We start from the raw sequence: 24,000 nt of genomic DNA, 5'->3' as shown, positions 1-24,000 counted from the left end.
GTTTTGGCGGCCTCCCGCGCATCCGCACGCGCCTCTGACAGGCCCGTACCCGCCGCCTTCGCGGTCCCCGCCGCCGCGGCGGTGGCCTCGCCCGCGTCCATCAGCGTCGTTCCGAGGGCCGCCGCCAGTGCCGCCGCCGCGAACGGCGTGCCGTCGCCGCCGCGGGCGTGGACCACGGTCCACGGACCGGGGCCCAGCGCGCCCGCCGCCTCGGCCGGGGTCGCGCCGAGGAGCAGGCGGACCAGGGCCGTGTCACGGGAGGAGGCGTCGGCGCCCCGGTGCGGGGCGGTCAGCAGGGACAGCAGGACGACCGCCACCCCGGCGATCGTGTGGTCGGCCGTCTCCCGCCGCGCGGCCGCCACGCCCAGGACCAGTCCCTCGCCGCCGCCCAGCGCGTACGCGGCGAGCCGGAGCCCGCCCCCGTCGCCGCTCGCGGAGGCAGGTCCGCCCGGGCGCGGGCCCACCACCCCCGCAAGTTCCCGCAGCGCGCCGGCCGCCTCCGGCGGGATCGCGCGCCCCGCCGCCGCGTACTCCGTACCGTCCGGCGCGAAGAGCGCCGCCCGTCCGCCGAGGCGGGAGGCCAGCGCGCCGAGCACCGCCGGGACGGGCGCCTGCCGGGCCGCCGCCGTCGCCAGCGACTGCTGCGCCTCGGTCACCCGCCGCAGCTCCCGGTGGCGTGCCTCCGCCATCGACCGCCAGACCGCCCGGGCCACCGCCGTGAACGGCGTGCCCGGCGGCACCTCCAGGAGCGGCAGGCCGACCCGCCCGCACGCCGCGACGAGCGCCGCCGGGACGGTGTCGAAGACCGGGGTGACGCCGAAGCCCAGCGCCGCCGCGCCCGCCTCCACCACCCGCTCGACGTAGTGCGCCGGGTCGGCGAGCTGCACGCCCGCCGTCAGCAGCAGCTCACCGCCGAGGAGGTAGGGGAAGGGGTCGGCCATCTCCGAGGTGTGCACCCAGTGGACGTGGACGTCCTCCGGTCCCGCGAGCAGCCGCAGCCCGAGGTCCCGGCGGCCGAGCAGCGCGGTCAGCGGGACCGGCGGCGCGGGGGGTGTGGGCGTGGGCTCCTGGGCGGGCATGGCGGCGGGCATGGCGATGGACCCTTCGTACATTCATGGGGTCTGAGATGGAGGAAACGTACACTTCAGTGTGGTCTTCCGGCCACCTACTGTCGTCCCGTCCAGGGGCGGCGGGTACGGGCGGACGCCCCCATGTCCGCTCCGGGCCGGCCGGCGGCCGGGAGCCGGCGACCACCACCGGGCCGCCCCGTGCCCCGAGCCACCGGACGCGATCCGTCCGGCACGCCCGACACACCCGACACACCCAGGAGGACCCGACCATGAGCAGCAGCGACCAGAACGCCTTCCGCGGCCCGACCGACTCGTCCCGTGTCCCGCGGTACGCCGGTCCCGCGACGTTCGCCCGGCTGCCGCGGCTCGACGAGGTCGGCACCACCGACGTCGCCGTGGTCGGCATCCCCTTCGACAGCGGTGTCTCCTACCGCCCCGGCGCCCGCTTCGGCGGCAACGCGATCCGCGAGGCGTCCCGCCTGCTCCGTCCGTACAACCCGGCGCAGGACGCCTCGCCGTTCGCCCTGGCCCAGGTCGCCGACGCCGGTGACATCGCGGCCAACCCGTTCAACATCAACGAGGCCGTCGAGACCATCGAGGCCGCCGCCGACGACCTCCTCGCCACCGGCGCCCGGATGATGACGCTGGGCGGCGACCACACCGTCGCGCTGCCGCTGCTGCGCTCCGTCGCCAAGAAGCACGGCCCCGTCGCCCTGCTCCACTTCGACGCCCACCTCGACACGTGGGACACCTACTTCGGCGCCGAGTACACGCACGGCACCCCGTTCCGCCGCGCCGTCGAGGAGGGCATCCTCGACACCGAGGCGCTCTCCCACGTCGGCACGCGCGGCCCCCTCTACGGCAAGCAGGACCTCACCGACGACGAGAAGATGGGCTTCGGCATCGTCACCTCGGCCGACATCTACCGCCGTGGTGCCGACGAGGTCGCCGACCAGCTCCGCCAGCGCATCGGCGACCGCCCGCTGTACATCTCCATCGACATCGACTGCCTCGACCCGGCGCACGCCCCCGGCACCGGCACCCCCGAGGCGGGCGGCATGACCTCCCGCGAGCTCCTGGAGATCCTGCGCGGCCTGTCCTCGTGCAACCTCGTCTCCGCCGACGTCGTCGAGGTCGCCCCGGCCTACGACCACGCCGAGATCACCGCCGTCGCCGCCTCGCACACCGCGTACGAGCTGACGACGATCATGTCCCGGCAGATCGCCGCGAGCCGTACCGCCCAGTAGCCCCCGGGCCCGGACCCGGCGCGGGGCGGGGACGGCCCGCCGCAGGCCGGGAGCGGGCGGGACCCGCCGCGGCCGCCCCCGCCCCGCGCCACGCGCGTCCGGCAGGCGGGCGGGCCGCGCCGGGTCACCGCCCGCGCCGTACGGTGAGCCGCACCGAGCCCGCGCCGTACGGTGAGCCGCACCGCGCCCCAGCCACCCCGAGGGGAAAGACCCATGACCCACGACCACGATCTGGTGCTGCGCCCCACCGCCGCGCAGACCGAGGCCGCGCTCAACCCCCCGAAGGGGCGCAACGGCGGCGACCTCGTCGTCGAGAGTCTCTCCGGCCTGGGCGCGACCACCGTCTTCGGTCTGCCCGGGCAGCACGCGCTCGGCATGTTCGACGCCCTGCGCCGCTCCTCCCTCACCTACGTCGGGCTGCGGGCCGAGAACAACGCCGGCTTCGCCGCCGACGCGTACGGCCGGATGACCGGCGAGGCGGCCCCGCTGCTGCTCTCCACCGGCCCGGGCGCGCTGATGTCGCTCGCCGCGCTCCAGGAGGCCGCGGCGGCCTCGGCCCCCGTCCTCGCCCTCTGCAGCCAGGTCCCGGTGGCCGGCCTCGGCGGCGGGCGCCACGGCTATCTGCACGAGCTGCGCGACCAGCGGGCGTCCTTCCGGGACGTCGTGAAGTCCGTCCACACCGTCCGCACGCAGTCGCAGATCCCGTCGGCGATCGCGGCCGCCTGGGAGTCGGCGCTGACCGCGCCGCACGGACCCGTGTGGGTGGAGATCCCGCAGGACGTCCTCCTGGCCGAGACCACGCTCCCCGTGGTGACCGCGATGGACGCGACCCCCGAGGACGTCGTCCCGCGCCCCGAGCTGACGGCCGTGGCGGCGGACCTGCTGTCCAGGGCGGCCCGGCCCGCGATCATCGCGGGCGGCGGAGTCGTCCGCTCCGACGCGTCCGGCAAGCTCCGCGCGCTCGCGGAGCGGCTCGACGCGCCCGTCGTCACCACCTTCGGCGGCAAGGGCGCCTTCCCGTGGGAGCACCCGCTCTCCCTCCAGTCCTGGCTGGAGGACCGGCACACCACCGACTTCCTGGAGGACGCCGACGTCCTGCTGGTGGTGGGGTCCGGTCTCGGCGAGCTGTCCTCGAACTACCACACCTTCGCCCCGCGAGGCCGGATCATCCAGGTCGAGGCCGACGCCGGGAAGCTGGAGTCCAACCATCCGGCGCTCGGCATCCACGCCGACGCCCGCCTCGCCCTCCAGGCACTCCTGGAGACGACGGAGGTACGCCGGGACCCGACCGCCGGCGAGCGGGTCGAGGCCGTCCTGGCCCGAGTGAGGGAACGGATCGCCGCCCAGGACCTCGACCTGGAACAGCGGATCGTCGCCTCGGTCCGCGAGGCCCTTCCCGGCACGTCCCCCAGCTTCTGGGACATGACGATCCTCGCCTACTGGGCCTGGTCCGCCTTCGACGCCCGCCACCCCAACACCATGCACTCCGCCCAGGGCGCCGGCGGGCTGGGCTACGCCTTCCCCGCCGCCCTCGGCGCGGCGGCGGCCGACCCCACCCGGCCGGTCCTCGCCGTCTCGGGCGACGGCGGCGCCATGTACTCCCTCGCCGAGCTGGCGACCGCGAAGCAGTACGGCTGGGACGTCACCTGGCTGATCGTCGACGACGGCGGCTACGGCATCCTCCGCGAGTACATGACCGACACCTTCGGCGAGGCCACGGCGACCGAACTGGCCCGCCCCGACTTCGTCGCCCTCGCGGAGTCCTTCGGCGTCCCGGCGGCGCTCACCACCCCGCAGACCCTGACCGCCGACCTCGCGAAGGCCCTCGCGACCCCGGGCCCGTCGGTCGTGGTCCTTCCGGCCCTCCTGCGCATGTTCGAGCCGACGCACCTCTGACGGGACTTTCGAAACACGCCCTAAGTCCTCCGGCCCACCCGCCCCGGGACCATCGGCCCGTCCTGCCCCCGGTTCTGTAACGGCGGGATGAAATCGCACCTCACCCGCGTTGGGCCTTCCGGTAGAGCAGGACGACGGGAGGCACCACGTGGCCGCGGCTGGGCAGGAACGACAGGGGTGGGCGCGCAGGCTGGCCGGCTACGCGTGGCGGTACCGGACGAACGTGGTGCTCGCGCTCGGGTCCTCCCTCGCGGGGATGGCCCTCCTCGCCCTCGTCCCGCTCATCACCAAGGTGATCATCGACGACGTCATCGGAGCGGGCACCCGGTCCCTCGCCGTCTGGACCGGTCTCCTCCTCGGCGCCGCCGTCGTCGTCTACGCCCTGACCTACGTCCGCCGCTATTACGGCGGCCGGCTCGCCCTCGACGTCCAGCACGACCTGCGTACCGAGATGTTCGGCACCATCACCCGGCTCGACGGACGGCGGCAGGACGAGCTGTCCACCGGTCAGGTCGTCGGACGCGCCACCAGCGACCTCCAGCTCATCCAGGGCCTGCTCTTCATGCTCCCGATGACCATCGGGAACATCCTGCTCTTCCTGATCTCCCTGGTCGTCATGGCCTGGCTGTCGCTCCCCCTCACTCTGGTCGCCCTCGCCGTCGCCCCCGCCCTCTGGTACATCGCCAAGCGCAGCCGTACCCGCCTGCACCCCGCCACCTGGTACGCCCAGTCGCAGGCGGCCGCCGTCGCCGGAGTCGTCGACGGGGCCGTCACCGGCGTCCGCGTCGTCAAGGGGTTCGGGCAGGAGGACCAGGAGACCGGCAAGATCCGGGACGCGAGCCGCCGGCTCTTCGCGGGCCGGATGCGGACCATCCGGCTGAACTCCCGCTACACCCCGGCCCTCCAGGCCGTTCCCGCCCTCGGCCAGGTCGCCGTCCTCGCGCTCGGCGGCTGGCTCGCCACCCGCGGCCAGATCACCCTCGGCACCTTCGTGGCCTTCTCCGCCTACCTCGCCTCCCTGGTCGGGCCCGTCCGCATGCTCGCCATGGTCCTCACCGTCGGGCAGCAGGCTCGCGCGGGCGTCGACCGCGTCCTGGAGCTGATCGACACCGAGCCGGCGATCCAGGACGGCACGAAGGAGCTGCCGGCCGACGCCGACGCCACCGTCGAGTTCGACGACGTGCGCTTCGCCTACGAGGACGGCCGTCCGGTCCTCGACGGCTTCTCCCTGGAGATCCGCTCCGGCGAGACCGTCGCCGTCGTGGGCGCCTCCGGCAGCGGCAAGTCCACCGTCTCGCTCCTGCTGCCCCGCTTCTACGACGTGAGCCACGGCGCCGTCCTCGTCGGCGGCCACGACGTCCGCGAGCTCACCCTCGACTCGCTGCGCGCCGCCATCGGACTCGTACCGGAAGACAGCTTCCTCTTCTCCGACACCGTCCGCGCCAACATCGCCTACGGCCACCCCGACGCCACCCAGGAGCAGATCGAGGCCGCCGCCCGGGCCGCCCAGGCGGACCGTTTCATCGCCGACCTGCCCGAGGGCTACGACACCACGGTCGGCGAGCACGGCCTCACCCTCTCCGGCGGTCAGCGCCAGCGGATCGCGCTCGCCCGGGCGATCCTCACCGACCCCCGGCTCCTCCTCCTGGACGACGCCACCTCCGCCGTCGACGCCCGCGTGGAGCACGAGATCCACGAGGCCCTCGCCTCCGTGATGGCCGGCCGCACCACCCTCCTGATCGCGCACCGCCGCTCCACCCTCGGCCTCGCCGACCGGATCGCCGTCCTCGACGACGGCCGGCTCTCCGACATCGGCACCCACGAGGAGCTGGAGCGACGGTCGGCCCTCTACCGCAAGCTTCTGACGGACCCCGACGAGCTGGGCGGTGTCTCACCCGGCCACATCACCCCCGTCGACCTGCCCGAGGACCGCTCGCTGCGGGCCGAGCTCGACGCCGAGTTCGACGCCGAACGCGGGATCACCCCCGCCCTGTGGGTACGGGACGAAGCCGGACCGGAGGATTCCGCGGAGCCAGGGGGCCGCGCCGCCGCCCAGGCGGGAGCCACCCCGGAGCTTCTCGCCGCGGTCGAGGCGCTGCCGCCCGCCACCGACGCCCCCGACATCGACGAGGCCTCCGCCGTCACCCCCGAGGCCACCTACGGACTGCGCCGTCTGCTGCGCGGCTTCGGCGTCCCGCTCCTCATCAGCCTCGGCCTGGTCGCCGTCGACGCCGGCATGGGCCTGCTCCTGCCCGTCCTGATCCGCCACGGCATCGACGACGGCGTCAACCGGCTCGCCCTGGGCGCCGTCTGGGCCGCCTCGGCGCTCGCCCTGCTCACGGTGCTCGTGCAGTGGGTGGCGCAGACCGCCGAGATCCGGATGACCGGCCGCACCGGCGAGCGGGTGCTCTACGCCCTGCGCCTGAAGATCTTCGCCCAGCTCCAGCGGCTCGGCCTCGACTACTACGAGCGCGAGCTGACCGGCCGGATCATGACCCGGATGACGACGGACGTGGACGCCCTGTCCACGTTCCTCCAGACGGGCCTGGTCACCGCATTCGTCTCCGTGGTGACCTTCTTCGGCATCATGGTGGCGCTGCTCTTCCTCGACCTCCAGCTCGCCCTCGTCGTCTTCGCGACGCTGCCGGTCCTCGCCGTCGGCACGTACTTCTTCCGCCGTTCCAGCGTGAAGGCCTACGAACTGGCCCGTGACCGGATCAGCGTCGTCAACGCCGACCTCCAGGAGTCGGTCTCCGGGCTGCGGATCGTCCAGGCGTTCCGGCGCGAGCGCGCGGGAGCGGCCCGGTTCGCCGAGCGCAGCGACTCCTACCGCGAGGCCCGCGTCCGCGGACAGTGGCTGATCTCGATCTACTTCCCGTTCGTCACCCTGCTGTCCTCCGTCGCCGCCGCGGCCGTCATGATCGTCGGCGCGAACCGCATCGAGGCCGGCTCCCTGACCACCGGCGCCCTCGTCGCGTACCTCCTCTACATCGACCTCTTCTTCGCCCCCGTACAGCAGCTGTCGCAGGTCTTCGACGGCTACCAGCAGGCCGCCGTCTCGCTGAAGCGGATGCAGGAACTCCTCCAGGAGCCGACGTCGACCGCCGCCGCCGACCGTCCCCGCGAGGTGCCGTCGCTGCGCGGCGAGATCGCCTTCGAGGACGTCTCCTTCGCGTACGGCACGGAGGAGGCCGCCCTCACCGGGATCGACCTGCGCATCCCGGCCGGGCAGACGGTCGCCTTCGTCGGCGAGACGGGAGCGGGCAAGTCGACGCTGGTCAAGCTGGTCGCGCGGTTCTACGACCCGACGGGCGGCCGGGTCACGGCCGACGGCACCGACCTGCGGGACCTGGACCTCACCGCGTACCGCCACCGGCTCGGCGTCGTGCCGCAGGAGGCGTACCTCTTCCCCGGGACCGTCCGCGACGCCATCGCGTACGGGCGCCCCGCCGCGACCGACGCCGAGGTCGAGGCGGCCGCCCGCGCGGTCGGCGCCCACGACATGATCGCGACCCTGGACGGCGGCTACCTCCACGAGGTCGCCGAGCGCGGACGCAACCTCTCCGCCGGCCAGCGCCAGCTCATCGCGCTGGCCCGCGCGGAACTCGTCGACCCGGACATCCTGCTCCTCGACGAGGCGACGGCCGCGCTCGACCTGGCGACCGAGGCCCAGGTCAACCAGGCCACCGACCGCCTCGCGGGCCGCCGCACGACCCTGGTCGTCGCCCACCGCCTGACCACGGCCGCCCGCGCGGACCGCGTGATCGTCATGGACGGCGGCCGGGTCGCGGAGGACGGCACCCACGACGAGCTGCTGGCCCTGGGCGGCCGCTACGCCGCGCTGTGGCGGACCTTCATCGGCGAGGAGGAGCCCGAGAGGGTCTGACCGCGCACGAGAGGGTCCGACCGCGCGGAAGGCAACCGCGGAGGCCTCCCCTGCGTCGTACGCATGTACGGCACCGAGGCGGGAGGGGAAGCGCATGTTCCGTGGGGCGACAGGCAGAGCACACCGCACGAGACTGATCGCGTATCTCCTGGCGACGCTGCTCACCGCCGGCGCGCTCGCCCTCGCGGGCCCCGGCACCGCATCCGCCGCCGCCGCCTCCCTCTGCGGCGGGCGCCCCACCAAGACGATCCCCTTCGCCACCGGCGAGCTGCGCCTCTACAAGAGCCGTCAGTACGTGTGCGCCCTCACCGTCGCCAAGAGCCCCGGCCCGCGCCGGGCGATGTCGGTCTCGCTCCAGCCCAGGGGCGGCCGCGCGGCCGTCAGCAGCGGCCGCTTCACCCGCCAGGCCGGCCCCGTCACCGTCCACGCCCTCAACCGATGCGTCCGCGCCTCGGGGACCGTCGCCGGGCGGAGCGGGTCCACCGGCTGGATCCTGTGCTGATACAGAGGAAAGGGTCAAGAGGGTCTGGCGGTACGTCTGTTGCCCCCGCTAGGTTCGCGACACCGTTGTGAACCAAGGGGAGGGTGAATGCGTAAGTCGCTCGGATGGCTGCTGTCGCTCACGGTGCTCATAGGCACCGTCGGTGCGACCGGCGCGGCTACCGCCGCGGAGCCGGCCATCGGCACCACCGGCGGGACGACCGCCGGCCGTACGTCCGCCACCGCGGACGGCGCGGGCCGTGTGCACGGCGCCGAGGTTCCGTACGGCGCGGACATCAAGGACCGCGTCCTGGCCATCCCCGGGATGAGCCTGATCGAGGAGAAGCCGTACGCCGGCTACCGCTATTTCGTCCTGGAGTACACCCAGCCGGTCGACCACCGACGCCCCTGGGCGGGCACGTTCAAGCAGCGGCTCTCCCTCCTCCACAAGGACACGAGCCGCCCCACCGTCTTCCACACCAGCGGTTACGGCCTGAGCACCACCCCGAGCCGGCGCGAGCCCACCCGCATCATCGACGGCAACCAGGTCTCCATGGAGTACCGGTTCTTCACGCCGTCCCGGCCGCAGCCCGCCGACTGGTCCAAGCTGGACATCTGGCAGGCCGCGAGCGACCAGCACCGCATCTTCACCGCCCTGAAGCGGATCTACGACCGGAAGTGGCTCTCCACCGGCGCCTCGAAGGGCGGCATGACGGCCACCTACTACGAGCGCTTCTACCCGCGCGACATGGACGGCGTCGTCGCCTACGTGGCCCCCAACGACGTGGTCGACAAGGAGGACTCGGCGTACGACCGGTTCTTCGAGACCGTCGGCACGAAGGAGTGCCGCGACCGCCTGGGCGCCCTCCAGCGCGAGGCGCTCGTCCGCCGCGCTCCGCTCCAGGCGAAGTACCGGGCCTGGGCCGAGTCCGAGGGTGCCACCTTCACCACCGTCGGCTCGCTGGACCGGGCGTACGAGGCCGTCGTCCTCGACTTCGTCTGGGGCTTCTGGCAGTACTACGGCGAGGACGTCTGCGGGTCCGTCCCGGACGCGCGCACGGCGAGCGACGACGAGATCTACGAGACGATCGACGCCTACTCCGGCTGGTCCTTCTACACCGACCAGGGCCTGGAGACGTACACCCCGTACTACTACCAGGCGGCCACGGAACTCGGCTCGCCCTCCATCCGGCAGCCGCACCTGGAGGGCCTCTCGCGCTACGGCTACCAGCCCGCCCGGAACTTCGTGCCGCGTGAGATCCCGATGACCTTCAAGCCGTGGGTCATGCGGGACGTCGACGACTGGGTGCGCAAGAACGCCCGGCAGATGATGTTCGTGTACGGCGGCAACGATCCCTGGGGCTCCGAGCGGTTCCGCCTCGGCAAGGGCGCCCGGGACAGCTACGTCCTCACCGCCCCCGGCGCGAACCACGGCGCGAACATCGACGGGCTCGTGGAGGACGAGCGGGCCAAGGCCACGGCCCGCATCCTCGCCTGGGCCGGGGTCGACGCCCCCTCGGCGCAGGCCGCGCGGCCGCTGGCCCGGTTCGACGCGCGGCTCGACAAGCCGGCCGACGAGGAGCTGAGCCGGGAGCACGGTCTGCGTCCGTGACGCGGACGACGGGCCGCGCCCGGGGTGCCAGGACCCCGGGCGCGGCCCGTCGCCGTTCTCCGCGCCGTTCTCCGCGCCGCTCTTCGGGCCGTGCGGCGCAGTCGGGCGCCTGGCTGAGCTGCCGAGCGCCGCCGGGTGCGGTTCCGTCTCAGCGGTACGTCAGGCCGTGGCCGACCGGGTACAGCTCCCGCGACGGATCGTCCGCCCGCTGGACGGGGACGGGCAGCCGGCCACGCGGGCGCGCCGCGCCCGCGATGACCCGTACCGCGGCCCGCAGCTCGACGTCGGTCCAGGAGTAGGCGGCGACGGTCGCCCGCTGGCCCGTCAGCTGGGCGATGTCGTACGGGTTGCGGATCGCGACCGTCACGACCGGCACGCCGGTCGCCACCAGCCGCGCGACGAGCGTCCGCTGCGGGCTGGTTCCGGTCACGTTGTACGTGCCGACGACGACCACGTCCTTGCCCGCGGCGGCGGCCACCGCCTCCTCGATCCTCGCCGCCGTCGGGGTGATCCCGGTGGACAACGCCGTCGCGGCGAAGCCCAGTTCGGTGAAGGCCCGGGCCAGGGTCGTGGTCGGGGGGCCCGTCGTCCCGGACGGCGAGGCCGGGTCGGCGCCGACGACCAGGACGTTTCCGTGGCCGCGCCGGCTGACCGGCAGGAAGGCGCCCTCGTTGAGGAGCAGGGTGGTGGTCTCCTCGGCGATCCGGTCCGCGCGCGCCAGATGGGCGGGGGTGCCGACCGTGCGGTCCACGCCGGCGTGGTCGACGTACGGCTGCCGGAACAGGCCCAGCTTCGCCTTGAGGCGCAGAATCCGCAGGATCGATTCATCGAGCCGGGCCTCGGTCAGCTCGCCGTCCTTGACGGCCTGGAGGACGGCGTTCCACGCGATGTCCAGCTTCGGCGGGTTGAGCAGCTGGTCGACTCCGGCCTTCAGCGCGAGGACGGGCACGCGCGCGTCGCCGTACTTCGTCCGGACACCCTCCATGCCGAGCGAGTCCGTCACCACCACCCCGTCGTAACCGAGCCGCTCGCGCAGGATCCCGGTCAGGATGGGGCGGGAGAGGGTCGCCGGGTCCTCGCTCGGGTCGAGCGCGGGCACGACGATGTGCGCGGTCATGATCGAGTCGATTCCGGCGGCGATCGCCGAACGGAACGGCGGGGCGTCCAGCTCGGCCCACTGCTCCCGGGTGTGCGTGATGGTCGGCAGGCCGTAGTGGCTGTCCACGGCGGTGTCGCCGTGGCCGGGGAAGTGCTTCGAGGTGGCCGCCACCCCTGCCCCCTGGTAGCCCTTGACCTGGGCGGCGACGAGCCCGGCGACGGCCTGCGGGTCCGATCCGAAGGAGCGCACGCCGATGACCGGGTTGGCGGGGTTGACGTTGACGTCCGCCACCGGCGCGTAGTTCTGCCGGATCCCGACGGCGGCCAGCTCGGTGCCCGCGATCCGGGCGGCCTCGCGGGCGTCGGAGCGGGAACCTCCGGCGCCGAGTGCCATCGCCCCCGGGACCAGGGTGGCGGGCCGGCCGACCCGGCAGACGATGCCGTGCTCCTGGTCGGTGGAGATGAGCAGCGGCAGGGGCGTGGGCTGGGCGAGCCCGGCCCTCTGGATGCCGTTGGACAGCTCGGCGATCTGGTGCGGGTCGCGGGTGTTGTGGGCCCACGTGAAATAGATGACGCCGCCGACGTGGTACTTCTCCACCAGCTCGGCGGCGGTGCGGACGCCGATCTCCTGGAGGTTGGCGTCGATGTCGGCCTGGTCGGGGGCGGTGGCGGAGTGGCCGTACACCCGCATGACGAAGAGCTGGCCGACCTTCTCCTCCAGCGACATGCGGGAGATGAGCCGTCGAAGGCCGCGGTCGTGGTCCCGGTCCCGGTCGCGGTCGTCCGTCCCGGCGTGGGCGGGCGGTCCGGTCACTCCGGTGACGGCGGCGGCCGCGGCGGCGGCGGTGACGGTGAGGAGGGTGCGTCTGGAGGTGGCGCGGTGGTGCACTGATGCTCCTTCCGGCCGTGCAAGTTGAAGGAAACTTCCAAGGAGTCACGGATAGCCCGAAAGTAACTGCCAGGTCAAGCATCCGCACAGGATCCGCGTGGTGGCCGGGCCCCGCTGAGTGCGCGTCAGCCGACGGCCGGGGGCGCGCGGGGGCGGCGACGCGGGGTGGTGGCGGGGCGGTCGGCCGGCTCGGCGACGCCGGGTTCGGGGGGCGTGGCGGTCCGGGCGGTTCCGCCGGGCGCCGTGAGTTTCCAGCCGGTCGGTCGCTCAGCCGGCCTCGCCGGCTGCCGACACCGTGGGCCACAGCTCCTGGAGGGTGCGGACGGTCTCCGTGATCGCCGGGCGGCGGGCCGCGCCCGCACGCCACAGCGCACGCAGCCGCCGGGTCGGCACCGGGTCGAGCCGCACCGGGGCCACCTCCGGCGGCAACGCCCCGCGGCCCAGGCGCGGTACGAGCGCGATCCCGAGACCGGCCGCGACCAGGGCGACCTGGGTGTGGTTCTCCTCCGCCTGGTGGACGATGCGCGGCTCGTACCCCGTGGCCCGCAGCGTCCGCGTCAGCCAGTCGTGGCACACCGTCCCCGGTGGCTGCGAGATCCACCGCTCCTCCACCAGTTCCTCCCTCCGCACCGACGCCCGCGACGCCAGCGGATGGTCGCGCGGCACGAGGACGTCGCACAGGTCGTCGCCGACCACGGCCTGCTCCACCCCCGCGGGGGTCGGCATCGGAGCGATGTCCCAGTCGTGCGCCACGGCGAGGTCGAGCACGCCCCGCGCCACCAGCTCGATGGAGAGGTGCGGGTCCACCTCGGTCAGCCGGGCGTCCAGGGACGGGTGCCGACGGGCCAGATCGGCGAGCACCCGGGGCATGAGGCCGCGGGCCGCGCTCGCGAAGCACCCGATCGCGAGCCGGCCGGTCGGCAGCCCGCGCCGCTCCTCCAGCCGTACCTCCGCCTCCTCGACGATCGACAGCAACCGCTCCGCCGTCGAGGCGAGCCGGTGCGCCTCGTCGGTGAGGCGGACCCCGCGGCCCTGGCGTTCGAGCAGCGTGGTGCGGGTCTCCCGCTCCAGTTTGGCGATCTGCTGGGAGACGGCGGAGGGGGTGTAGCCGAGGGCGGCGGCGGCCGCCGCCACCGTCCCGTGGACGGCGACGGCGTGGAGGGCCCGCAGGCGTCCGAGATCCAGCACGGGAACCCCTTCTCGGCCGAGGATGAAGCGATGCTTCATCCCATCATGCAGGAATCCGTGCTGGTGCTACACGGTCGCGGGCGGTGATGCTCGGTTCCATGCGCCCCGCACACATCGCCCTCGCCGCGCTCGTCGCCGCGGTCTGGGGAGTGAACTTCGTCGTCATCGAGATCGGCCTCGACCACTTCCCGCCCCTGCTCTTCTCCGCCCTCCGCTTCCTCGCCGCCGCCCTGCCCGCGGTCTTCCTCGTCGGCCGCCCCACCGTGGCCTGGAAGTGGATCGTGGCCGTCGGCCTCGTGCTCGGCGTCGCCAAGTTCGGCCTGCTCTTCACCGGGATGGACCTCGGCGCGCCCGCCGGGCTCGCCTCCCTGGTCCTCCAGGTCCAGGCGGTCTTCACGGCCCTGTTCGCCTTCCTCGCGCTCGGCGAACGGCCGGGCCCGCCCAAGCTCGTCGGCATGGCGGTCGCGCTGGCGGGCATCGGGGTCGCGGCGGTCGACGAGGGCGCCTCGGGTCCGCTCGCCGGCTTCGCGCTCTGTGTCGCGGCGGCGGCGTGCTGGGGCGTCTCCAACGTCCTGACCCGCAAGGCGTCCCCGCCCGACGCCCTCAATTTCATGGTGTGGGTGAGCACCGTCCCCGTCCTGCCGCTCCTCGCCCTCTCCCTCGTATTCGAAGGGCCCCGGCGGGACCTCGACGCGCTCGCGTCGCTGGACTGGACCGGCGTCGGCGCCATCGTCTACGTCGCCTGGGTCACCACGGTCTTCGGCTTCGGCGCCTGGGGCCTGCTCCTGCGCCGCTACCCCGCCTCGTCGGTCGCCCCCTTCTCGCTCCTCGTGCCGGTCTTCGGCATGTCGTCGGCGGCCCTGGTCCTGGGCGAGACCGTCAGCCCGCTGCGCTGGTGCGCGGCGGCGCTGCTGGTCGGGGGAGTGGCGCTGACGTCGTACGGGCGGCGGCCCGGACGTGAGCATGGCGAGACGGCCGCTAGGGTGCTGGTTCCGACGAGCAAGGGGGAACCGGCGCCATGACGTCTCCGTATCCGCAACAGCACCCGCCGCGGCAACCGCACCAGCCCGCGTCGCGGTTCCCCCAGCAGGCCCCGCCTCCGCCGGCGTATCCGTCGCCTCATCCGCCGCAGGGACAGCCGCAGCCGGGCGCGTACGGGCAGCCGCAGCCCCAACCGGGCGCGTACGGGCCGGTGCAGGGGCCGCCGCAGCCGGGCGCGTACGGGCCGGTGCAGGGGCCGCCGCAGCCGTACGGATTCCCCGGCCAGTCGGGGCCGACCGGGCCGGCGGCCGGCTGCGAGGTCTGCGGGGCGCAGCCGACGGCCGCCGTGACCGTCCGCGCCCACCAGGGCATGGTCGTCATCATGCGCACGGTCACGCGGCGCGGCGTCTACTGCCGCACGTGCGGGCTCGCCCGCTACCGGCAGATGACCTCCGACACCCTGATCACCGGTTGGTGGGGCCTCTTCTCCCTCTTCGTCACGCCGTTCGTGGTCCTGGCGAACGTCCTCGGCGCCCGAGCCGCCCTGCTCCGGCTGCCCGAGCCGTACGGCGCCGTCCGGCAGCCCCTCGACCCCGGCAGGCGCGTCCTGCGCCGCGGCCCCGCGATGCTGATCCTCACCCCGATCGCACTGCTCGCCCTGGCGATCCCGACGCTGGTGGTCGTGGGCCTGCTCTCGGGCGGCGGCGAACCCGTCGCGCTGTCGGTGGGCGACTGCGTACGCAACGAAGCCGAGTGGCCCGAACAGCGGTTGGAGAAGGTGGGCTGCGGCTCTCCGCTGGCGGAGTACCGGGTGGTGGACAAGGCGTCCTGCGGTCCCGGCGACTACCTGCTGCACGCGGAGTACGTGATCGACTCCCCGAAGCCGGGCTCCTGCGTCACCCCCGTCTAGGGAGTGTTCCGCCGCCCTGACGCCGGACCCGCTCGCTCCCTCCCTCTCCGCGCTTCCCCCCTACGCCCCCATCGACCCGAAGGCCCTCCGCATGTCCCTCGATCTCGTGCCGGTCGACCGCGAACCCGCGCCGGGGACCGTCCTCCTGAGCGGCATCCCCGGCAGCGGCAAGTCGACGGTCGCGGCCGCCCTGGCGGCGCGCTTCGCGCGATCCGCCCACATCGAGGCCGACGAGCTCCAGACGCTCATCGTGAAGGGCGGCCACTGGCCCACCCCCGCACACGACCCCGAGGCGGACCGCCAGATCCTCCTCCGCGCCCGCAACGCCTGTCTGCTGGCGGACAGCTTCAGGAGGGCCGGCTTCGTCCCGGTCGTCGACGACGTCGTCGTGCGCCGCACCCACCTCGACTTCTACCGCGCCGCCGTGGGGGCGGGCCCGCTGCACGTCGTCTTCCTCGCTCCGGACCCCGAGGTCGCCTGGCAGCGCAACAACGCCCGCCACAAGCGCCTGACGACGGACTGGGCCTTCCTGGACGAGGCGATGCGGGCCGAACTGCCGGCCGAGGGCTCGTGGATCGACACCGCCACGCTCTCGGTGGACGAGACGGCCGACGCGGTCCTGGACGCGCTCCCGGCGACGTTCGCGACGTTCGCGACGTAGCCCGGACGCGGTCCTGGCCAGGCTCGCGGCGACGTTCGCGACGTCATCGACCTAGCCGCACCGGGAGGGGGCGCGCTGGTGGGGAGTCGCGGCTTCCGAGCGCGGCGGCCTCACCGGACCCGGAGCGACGACCGACGGCCCGTCAGGTGCGCGGCGGGGCCGTCGAGTCGCGGACCATCAGCTCCGCCGCGATTCTCGCGATGCCGCCGGGAGGGGTCGCCTCCGTGCCCATCGCCAGGCGCCCCGCCCGGGCGCCCGCCTCGTGCAGAGGCAGCCGTACGGTCGTCAGCGCGGGCACCGCGTCGAGGGAGAAGGGCAGGTCGTCGAAGCCCGCCACCGACACGTCGCCCGGGATGCTCGACCCCCGGTCCCGCAGCGCCGCGCACGCGCCCAGCGCCACCGTGTCGTTCGCCGCGACGACCGCCGTCAGCGTCGGATCCCGGCGCAGCAGCTCCAGGGTGGCGTCGTACCCGGAACGCCGGTCGTACGAACCGTGGACCGTGGGGCCCTCCGCCACCTCCGCCGCGGCCATCGCCTCCCGGTGCCCCTCCAGCCGGTCCCGGGTCGTCGTCCGGTCCGCCGGCCCCGCGACGTAACCGATCCGCCGGTGGCCGAGCGCGAGCAGGTGCTCGGCCAGCCGTCGCGCCCCCGCGCGGTTGTCGAAGGTCAGCGCCGCGACGCTCGCGTCCCCCGCCACGGGGGGCCGCCCGCACAGCACGACCCGGGTCCCCGCGTCCGCCAGCCTGGCCAGCTTCGCCGCCACGGCCGCCATGTGCTCGGGCACCTCCAGGGAGCCGCCGGTCAGGATGACGGCCGCGGCCCGCTGCCGCTGCAGCAGCGTGAGGTAGGTCAGTTCGCGCTCCGGGGAGCCGCCCGTGTTGCAGACGACGGCCAGCTTCTCGCCGCCGCCCCGCCCCGACGCGCCCTCCCCGATCGCGCTCTGCGCGGCGCCCGCCATGATCCCGAAGAAGGGGTCGGCGATGTCGTTGACGAGGATGCCGACGAGGTCGGAGGTGGCGGCGGCGAGGGAGCTGGCCGGCCCGTTCAGGACGTAGTCCAGCTCGTCCACCGCCCGCAGCACCCGCTCCCGGGTGGAGGCGGCGACCGGGTAGTTGCCGTTCAGGACGCGGGAGACGGTGGCGGGGGACACCTGGGCCCGCGCGGCAACATCCGCGAGCGTGACGGTCATCGCGTACCTCCGAGGTGACGTGGGCCGACCCCTTGTCCGGCGTGATGTCGGCAGGCTAGCGTCATCTCCGGTAGAAAGCGCTTTCTATCGCGCTGTTCCATTCTGGTGTGGAGGGGAATCTTCGTGACACGCAGGACAGTCCGGATCGCCATGAACGGCGTCACCGGCCGTATGGGCTATCGCCAGCACCTCGTCCGCTCGATCCTCGCCCTGCGCGAGCAGGGCGGCATCGACCTCGGCAACGGCGAGACCCTCTGGCCCGAGCCCGTCCTCGTCGGCCGCCGCGAGCACGCCCTGCGCGCCCTCGCCGAGCGCCACGGCCTCACCGAGTGGTCCACCGACCTCGACGCCGTACTCGCCGACGACTCCGTCGACCTCTACTTCGACGCCCAGGTCACCTCGGCCCGGGTCGAGGCGATCAAGAAGGCGATCGCCGCGGGCAAGCACGTCTACACCGAGAAGCCCACGGCGACGGACGTCGATGGCGCGCTGGAGCTCGCCCGCCTCGCCCAGGACGCGGGCGTCCGGCACGGGGTCGTCCAGGACAAGATCTTCCTCCCCGGACTGCTGAAGCTGAAGCGGCTCATCGACGGCGGGTTCTTCGGCGAGATCCTCTCCGTGCGCGGCGAGTTCGGCTACTGGGTCTTCGAGGGCGACTGGCAGGAGGCCCAGCGCCCGAGCTGGAACTACCGCGCGCAGGACGGCGGCGGCATCGTCGTCGACATGTTCCCGCACTGGGAGTACGTCCTGCACGAGCTGTTCGGCCGGGTCACGAGCGTCACCGCGCACGTCGCCACCCACGTCCCGCGGCGCTGGGACGAGCGCGGCAAGCCGTACGAGGCGACCGCCGACGACGCGGCCTACGGCATCTTCCAGCTGGAGGGCGGCGCGGTCGCCCAGATCAACTCCTCCTGGACGGTCCGCGTCAACCGCGACGAACTGGTCGAGTTCCAGGTCGACGGCACGCACGGCTCGGCCGTCGCCGGTCTGCGCAACTGCCGCGTCCAGCACCGCTCGGCCACCCCGAAGCCGGTGTGGAACCCCGACATCCCCGTGACCGAGTCCTTCCGCGACCAGTGGCAGGAGGTCCCGGACAATGCCGAGTTCGACAACGGCTTCAAGGCGCAGTGGGAGCTGTTCCTGCGGCACGTGGCGCTGGGGGAGCCGTACCACTGGGACCTTCTGGCGGGTGCCCGTGGTGTGCAGCTCGCGGAGCTGGGCCTGCGCTCGGCGGCCGAGGGCCGCCGCCTGGACGTCCCGGAGATCACGCTGTGATCCGCCTGCCCCAGCCCGACGGAGGCGTACGGGAGTACACCCCGCGCCCCGCACCCGCACCCGCGCCCCCGGACACGGCCGCCGTTCCCGGAGCGGAGGCCGGAGCCGGACCCGCCGGAGCCGGCGCCCTGACCTCCCGTACCGTCTTCTCCGCCGCGCACGTCGTCGCGGATCCGTACGCCGACACCAGCCCCGACTCGGCCGCCGCCGTCGACTGGGACGCCACCCTCGCCTTCCGCCGCCACCTGTGGTCGCACGGCCTGGGCGTGGCGGAGGCGATGGACACCGCCCAGCGCGGGATGGGCCTGGACTGGTCCGGCGCCGCCGAGCTGATCCGCCGCTCGGCGGCCGAGGCCAGGGCCGTCGGCGGGCGCATCGCCTGCGGCGTCGGCACCGACCAGCTCACCGGCCCGGCGGCCGGCCTCGCCACGGTCCGCGCGGCGTACGAGGAGCAGCTCGCCCTCGTCGAGGAGACCGGCTCGCGGGCCATCCTGATGGCCTCGCGGGCCCTCGCCGCCGCCGCCGCGTCGCCGGACGACTACCTGGAGACGTACGCGCACCTCCTGCGCCAGGCGTCCGAGCCGGTGATCCTGCACTGGCTCGGCCCGATGTTCGACCCGGCGCTCGACGGCTACTGGGGCTCGGCCGACCTCGACCTCGCGACCGAGACCTTCCTGGAGGTCATCGCGGCCCACCCGGACAAGGTCGACGGCATCAAGGTCTCCCTCCTCGACGCCCAGCGCGAGATCGACCTGCGCCGCCGCCTCCCGGAGGGCGTCCGCTGCTACACGGGCGACGACTTCCACTACCCGGAGCTGATCGCCGGGGACGAGGAGGGGTTCAGCCACGCCCTGCTCGGCATCTTCGACCCGCTGGGCCCGATGGCGGCCCGGGCCGTACGGGTCCTGGACACCGGGGACGTCAAGGGGTTCCGCGAGATCCTCGACCCGACGGTCGAACTCTCACGGCACCTCTTCCAGACCCCGACCCGCTTCTACAAGACGGGTGTGGTCCTGCTCGCCTGGCTCGCGGGCCACCAGGACCACTTCACGATGGTCGGCGGCCTGCAGTCGGCCCGCTCCCTCCCCCACCTCGCCCGTGCCTACGAACTGGCGGACGGCCTCGGCCTGTTCCCCGACCCGGAACGCGCGGAGTCCCGCATGAGGTCCCTGCTCACGGTCCACGGAGTCCCGCGGTGAATCCTCTCGCCCGCTTCAGCGTCAATCAGATGACCGTGAAGCAGCTGTCCCTGCCCGAGCTGGTCGACCAGTGCGTACGGCTCGGCGTCCCGGGCGTCGGGCTGTGGCGCGAGCCCGTGCACGCGTACGGTCTGGAGGCCACGGCCAAGCTCGTACGGGACGCCGGACTCGCCGTCACCACCCTGTGCCGGGGCGGTTTCTTCACCACCGCCGACTCGCTGGACGACAACCGCGCCGCGATCGACGAGGCGGCGGCCCTCGGCACGGACACCCTCGTCCTGGTCTCGGGCGGCCTGCCCCCGGGCAGCCGCGACCTGGCCGCCGCCCGGGCCCGGATCGGCGACGCGATCGCCGAACTCGCCCCCTACGCGGGGGAGCGGGGCGTCCGCCTCGCCATCGAACCCCTGCACCCGATGTTCGCGTCGGACCGCTGCGCGGTCTCCACCCTGGACCAGGCCCTGGAGATCGCCGAGCGCTTCCCGGCGGAGCAGGTCGGGGTGACCGTCGACACCTACCACATCTGGTGGGACGACCGCGCCCCGGCGGCCGTGGCCCGCGCGGGCGCGGCGGGCCGCATCCACACCTTCCAGCTCGCCGACTGGACGACCCCCCTCCCGGAGGGCGTCCTCAACGGCCGGGGCCAGCTGGGCGACGGCTCCATCGACCTGAGGGCCTGGTGGGACCTGGTGGACGAGGCCGGCTACACCGGCCCGGTGGAGGTGGAGCTGTTCAACGACGCGCTGTGGGCGCGGGACGGAGTGGAGGTCCTGGAGGAGACGGCGAGGAGGTTCCTGGCGGTCTGACCCGGTGGAGGCCCGAGGCGGGGCGAGGACCGGACCGGGGCACATGTGCGGGTGCCCCGGCCCGCCCGCCGCGGCTTCGGGTCTCCCCGCCCCCGCCCCGGTGTCCGACCCCTTCGCTACCTTCGGTGCATGTCCAACCAGGGTCAGGGCCAGAGTCAGGCGGTGGTCGAAGGGGTCCTCGAGCGGATCACGTACGCCAACGAGGAGAGCGGGTACACCGTCGCCCGCGTCGACACCGGTCGCGGTGGCGGGGATCTCCTCACGGTCGTCGGGGCGCTGCTCGGGGCCCAGCCGGGCGAGTCGCTGCGGATGGAGGGGCGTTGGGGCTCGCACCCGCAGTACGGCAGGCAGTTCACGGTCGAGAACTACACGACCGTCCTCCCCGCCACCATCCAGGGCATACGCCGCTATCTCGGCTCCGGCCTCATCAAGGGCATCGGTCCGAGGATCGCCGAGCGGATCGTCGAGCACTTCGGCACCGACACCCTCGACGTCATCGAGCGGGAGCCGAAGAGGCTCATCGAGGTGCCCGGCCTCGGTCCCAAGCGGACGCGGCTGATCGGGACGGCCTGGGAGGAGCAGAAGGCGATCAAGGAGGTGATGGTGTTCCTCCAGGGTGTGGGCGTCTCCACGTCCATCGCCGTGCGGATCTACAAGAAGTACGGGGACGCCTCGATCTCCGTCGTGCGCGACCAGCCCTACCGGCTCGCCGCCGACGTCTGGGGCATCGGCTTCCTGACCGCCGACAGGATCGCCCAGGCCGTCGGCATCCCGCACGACAGCCCGGACCGGGTCAAGGCGGGTCTGCAGTACGCGCTGTCGCAGTCCACGGACCAGGGGCACTGCTTCCTGCCCGAGGAGCAGTTGATCTCCGACGCGGTGAAGCTGCTCCAGGTCGACACCGGTCTGGTCATCGAGTGCCTCGCCGCGCTCGCGGCGGACCCCGAGGGGGTCGTGCGGGAGCCGGTGCCGGGCCCGGACGGGCAGCCGGTCACCGCCGTGTACCTGGTGCCGTTCCACCGCGCCGAGATCTCGCTGTCCGCCCAGATCGCCCGCCTCCTGCGTACGGACGAGGACCGGATGCCGGCCTTCCGGGACGTGGCCTGGGACAAGGCCCTGGCGTGGCTGGCCGACCGCACGGGGGCGTCCCTGGCGCCCGAGCAGGAGGAGGCCGTGCGGCTCGCGCTGACCCGCAAGGTGGCGGTGCTGACCGGCGGGCCGGGGTGCGGGAAGTCGTTCACCGTCCGGTCGATCGTGGAGCTGGCCCGCGCCAAGCGGGCCAAGGTGGTCCTCGCGGCGCCCACCGGCCGGGCCGCGAAACGGCTGGCCGAACTGACCGGCGCCGAGGCCTCGACCGTCCACCGGCTCCTGGAGCTCAAGCCGGGCGGCGACGCGGCGTTCGACCGCGACCGTCCCCTGGACGCCGATCTGGTCGTGGTGGACGAGGCGTCCATGCTCGATCTGCTGCTGGCCAACAAGCTGGTGAAGGCCGTGGCACCCGGTGCGCACCTGCTGCTGGTGGGGGACGTGGACCAGCTTCCGTCGGTCGGCGCGGGGGAGGTCCTGGGCGATCTGCTGGCTCCGCACAGCCCGGTGCCGGCGGTCCGGCTGACCCGGATCTTCCGGCAGGCCCAGCAGTCGGGGGTGGTGACCAACGCCCACCGGATCAACGCCGGGCTTCCACCCGTGACGAACGGCCTGCCGGACTTCTTCCTCTTCGTCGAGGACGAGACGGAGGACGCGGCGCGGGTCGCCGTCGAGGTCGCGGCGCGCCGGATTCCCGCGAAGTTCGGTCTCGATCCCCGTCGTGACGTGCAGGTCCTCGCCCCCATGCACCGCGGTCCCGCCGGGGCCGGCACCCTCAACGGCCTGCTGCAGCAGGCCGTCACCCCGGCCCGCCCGGACCTGCCCGAGAAGCGCTTCGGCGGCCGCGTCTTCCGGGTCGGGGACAAGGTCACCCAGATCCGCAACAACTATGAGAAGGGCGCCAACGGCGTGTTCAACGGCACGGTCGGCGTCGTGACCTCGCTCGACACCGTGGAGCAGCGCCTGACGGTGCGCACGGACGAGGACGAGGAGGTGCCGTACGACTTCGACGAGCTGGACGAGCTGGCCCACGCGTACGCCGTCACGATCCACCGTTCGCAGGGCAGCGAGTATCCGGCGGTGGTGATCCCTGTCACCACCAGCGCCTGGATGATGCTCCAGCGGAATCTGCTCTACACGGCCGTCACGAGGGCCAGGAGACTGGTGGTCCTGGTGGGCTCGCGCAAGGCGATCGGCCAGGCGGTGCGCACCGTTTCCGCAGGCAGGCGCTTCACCGGTCTCGCCCATCGGCTCGCCGGGTCGCCCGCCCCGCGCAGGTGACGCCGACGGGCCCAGCGCCGGACCTCCGGTCGTGTGAAAGACCACCCCCGACTTCCCCAAGCGGGGCGAAGGGGGCAAGATGAGCAGGTTGGGCGGCACTGAGTGCCGCCGAACGGCCCAATGGTCGACCCCGAGTGCACTCTCCTGAGCCAAATGGGGGATGGTAGAGACAGTCAGGGCACCTCGAAGAAGAGGCACTACGTCGGTGAGGGATGACGTGAGCGACAACTCTGTAGTACTGCGGTACGCGGACGGTGAATACACCTACCCGGTGGTCGAGAGCACCGTCGGCGACAAGGGCTTCGACATCGGGAAGCTTCGAGCCCAGACCGGTCTGGTGACCCTGGACAGCGGATACGGCAACACCGCCGCCTATAAATCCGCGATCACCTACCTCGACGGCGAGCAGGGGATCCTGCGCTACCGCGGTTACCCCATCGAGCAGCTGGCCGAGCGCTCCACCTTCCTCGAGGTGGCGTACCTGCTGATCAACGGTGAGCTTCCCAAGGTCGACGAGCTCGCGACCTTCAAGAACGAGGTCACCCAGCACACGCTGCTGCACGAGGACGTCAAGCGCTTCTTCGACGGTTTCCCGCGTGACGCGCACCCGATGGCGATGCTGTCCTCGGTGGTCTCGGCGCTGTCCACGTTCTACCAGGACAGCCACAACCCGTTCGACGAGAAGCAGCGCCACCTCTCCACGATCCGGCTCCTCGCCAAGCTGCCGACGATCGCGGCGTACGCGTACAAGAAGTCGATCGGCCACCCCTTCGTCTACCCGCGCAACGACCTCGGGTACGTCGAGAACTTCCTGCGCATGACCTTCTCGGTCCCCGCCCAGGAGTACGAGCTGGACCCGGTCGTGGTCTCCGCGCTCGACAAGCTGCTGATCCTGCACGCGGACCACGAGCAGAACTGCTCGACCTCCACCGTGCGCCTGGTCGGCTCCTCGCAGGCGAACATGTTCGCCTCGATCTCCGCCGGCATCTCGGCCCTGTGGGGTCCCCTGCACGGTGGCGCCAACCAGTCGGTCCTGGAGATGCTCGAGGGCATCCAGGCCAACGGCGGCGATGTCGACTCCTTCATCAACAAGGTGAAGAACAAGGAGGACGGCGTCCGCCTGATGGGCTTCGGCCACCGGGTGTACAAGTCCTTCGACCCGCGCGCCAAGATCATCAAGGCGGCGGCGCACGACGTCCTCTCGGCCCTCGGCAAGTCCGACGAGCTGCTGGACATCGCGCTCAAGCTG

Annotated in this window: 18 protein-coding genes; 13 read left to right on the top strand and 5 right to left on the bottom strand. The window is 73.2% G+C overall.

The features are described 5' to 3' along the window. Positions 1-1,112 (bottom strand): PucR family transcriptional regulator ligand-binding domain-containing protein (locus AB0K65_RS29385; RefSeq protein WP_365721790.1); only part of this gene is annotated, 1,112 nt, incomplete at its 3' end. 227 nt (positions 1,113-1,339) lie between these two features. Between AB0K65_RS29385 and speB the strand changes: the two genes are divergently transcribed. From speB to AB0K65_RS29360, 5 genes are all read left to right on the top strand, one after another. After that, positions 1,340-2,317, top strand: a complete 978-nt coding sequence (speB, locus tag AB0K65_RS29380) for an agmatinase (protein ID WP_365721788.1) — start codon at positions 1,340-1,342, stop codon at positions 2,315-2,317. 213 nt (positions 2,318-2,530) lie between these two features. Beyond that, the gene (locus tag AB0K65_RS29375; RefSeq protein ID WP_365721786.1) at positions 2,531-4,213 is read left to right on the top strand and encodes a thiamine pyrophosphate-binding protein; all 1,683 of its coding nucleotides are present in this window, start codon (positions 2,531-2,533) and stop codon (positions 4,211-4,213) included. Between the two features lie 148 nt (positions 4,214-4,361). Continuing rightward, positions 4,362-8,099: an ABC transporter ATP-binding protein gene (locus AB0K65_RS29370; RefSeq protein WP_365721784.1), complete on the top strand. Its 3,738-nt coding sequence runs from the start codon at positions 4,362-4,364 to the stop codon at positions 8,097-8,099. A gap of 94 nt (positions 8,100-8,193) precedes the next feature. Continuing rightward, positions 8,194-8,601, top strand: a complete 408-nt coding sequence (locus tag AB0K65_RS29365) for a hypothetical protein (RefSeq protein ID WP_365721782.1) — start codon at positions 8,194-8,196, stop codon at positions 8,599-8,601. Between the two features lie 87 nt (positions 8,602-8,688). After that, a complete protein-coding gene (locus tag AB0K65_RS29360) occupies positions 8,689-10,191 on the top strand; it encodes an aminopeptidase (protein ID WP_365721780.1) in 1,503 nt (500 codons plus the stop codon). Between the two features lie 148 nt (positions 10,192-10,339). Here the strand turns inward: AB0K65_RS29360 and AB0K65_RS29355 are convergent, their stop codons facing one another. Together AB0K65_RS29355 and AB0K65_RS29350 are read right to left on the bottom strand one after the other, a co-directional pair. Beyond that, positions 10,340-12,178, bottom strand: a complete 1,839-nt coding sequence (locus tag AB0K65_RS29355) for a glycoside hydrolase family 3 protein (protein ID WP_365721778.1) — start codon at positions 12,176-12,178, stop codon at positions 10,340-10,342. A 267-nt stretch (positions 12,179-12,445) separates the two neighbouring features. Further along, entirely contained in the window at positions 12,446-13,366 is a 921-nt protein-coding gene (locus tag AB0K65_RS29350; RefSeq protein WP_365721776.1) for a LysR substrate-binding domain-containing protein, read from the bottom strand. Between the two features lie 98 nt (positions 13,367-13,464). Here AB0K65_RS29350 and AB0K65_RS29345 point away from each other — a divergent pair, with 98 nt between their 5' ends. After that, positions 13,465-14,388, top strand: a complete 924-nt coding sequence (locus AB0K65_RS29345; protein ID WP_365721774.1) for an EamA family transporter — start codon at positions 13,465-13,467, stop codon at positions 14,386-14,388. Between the two features lie 97 nt (positions 14,389-14,485). On the opposite strand, the gene AB0K65_RS29340 is transcribed toward AB0K65_RS29345, so the two are convergent. Then, positions 14,486-14,728, bottom strand: coding sequence for a hypothetical protein (locus AB0K65_RS29340; protein ID WP_365721772.1), 243 nt, complete (start codon positions 14,726-14,728; stop codon positions 14,486-14,488). A gap of 1 nt (position 14,729) precedes the next feature. On the opposite strand from AB0K65_RS29340, the gene AB0K65_RS29335 reads away from it, so the two are divergent. Both AB0K65_RS29335 and AB0K65_RS29330 read left to right on the top strand, forming a co-directional pair. Beyond that, positions 14,730-15,257 carry a hypothetical protein gene (locus AB0K65_RS29335; protein ID WP_365721770.1) on the top strand — a complete coding sequence of 176 codons (528 nt, stop codon included), beginning with the start codon at positions 14,730-14,732 and terminating at the stop codon, positions 15,255-15,257. A gap of 91 nt (positions 15,258-15,348) precedes the next feature. Then, on the top strand, positions 15,349-15,918 hold the full coding sequence (locus tag AB0K65_RS29330) for an AAA family ATPase (RefSeq protein WP_365721768.1): 570 nt from the start codon (positions 15,349-15,351) through the stop codon (positions 15,916-15,918). Between the two features lie 142 nt (positions 15,919-16,060). Here the strand turns inward: AB0K65_RS29330 and AB0K65_RS29325 are convergent, their stop codons facing one another. Then, a complete protein-coding gene (locus tag AB0K65_RS29325) occupies positions 16,061-17,107 on the bottom strand; it encodes a LacI family DNA-binding transcriptional regulator (RefSeq protein ID WP_365721767.1) in 1,047 nt (348 codons plus the stop codon). Positions 17,108-17,230: 123 nt separating this feature from the next. Here AB0K65_RS29325 and AB0K65_RS29320 point away from each other — a divergent pair, with 123 nt between their 5' ends. From AB0K65_RS29320 to AB0K65_RS29300, 5 genes are all read left to right on the top strand, one after another. Further along, a complete protein-coding gene (locus AB0K65_RS29320; RefSeq protein ID WP_365721766.1) occupies positions 17,231-18,382 on the top strand; it encodes a Gfo/Idh/MocA family oxidoreductase in 1,152 nt (383 codons plus the stop codon). Further along, positions 18,379-19,581, top strand: coding sequence for a dihydrodipicolinate synthase family protein (locus AB0K65_RS29315; RefSeq protein WP_365721764.1), 1,203 nt, complete (start codon positions 18,379-18,381; stop codon positions 19,579-19,581). Before AB0K65_RS29320 ends, AB0K65_RS29315 begins: the two co-directional genes overlap by 4 nt. Positions 19,582-19,610: 29 nt before the next feature. Then, positions 19,611-20,384: a sugar phosphate isomerase/epimerase family protein gene (locus AB0K65_RS29310; protein ID WP_365721762.1), complete on the top strand. Its 774-nt coding sequence runs from the start codon at positions 19,611-19,613 to the stop codon at positions 20,382-20,384. 129 nt (positions 20,385-20,513) lie between these two features. Next, the gene (locus AB0K65_RS29305) at positions 20,514-22,751 is read left to right on the top strand and encodes an ATP-dependent RecD-like DNA helicase (protein ID WP_365721760.1); all 2,238 of its coding nucleotides are present in this window, start codon (positions 20,514-20,516) and stop codon (positions 22,749-22,751) included. Between the two features lie 217 nt (positions 22,752-22,968). Beyond that, a partial coding sequence (locus tag AB0K65_RS29300; RefSeq protein WP_365721758.1) for a citrate synthase occupies positions 22,969-24,000 on the top strand: 1,032 nt, incomplete at its 3' end.

This window comes from Streptomyces sp. NPDC053755 (genome assembly GCF_040677675.1).
Taxonomy (GTDB): Bacteria; Actinomycetota; Actinomycetes; order Streptomycetales; family Streptomycetaceae; genus Streptomyces.
This window is presented reverse-complemented; position numbering and strand designations above follow the sequence as displayed.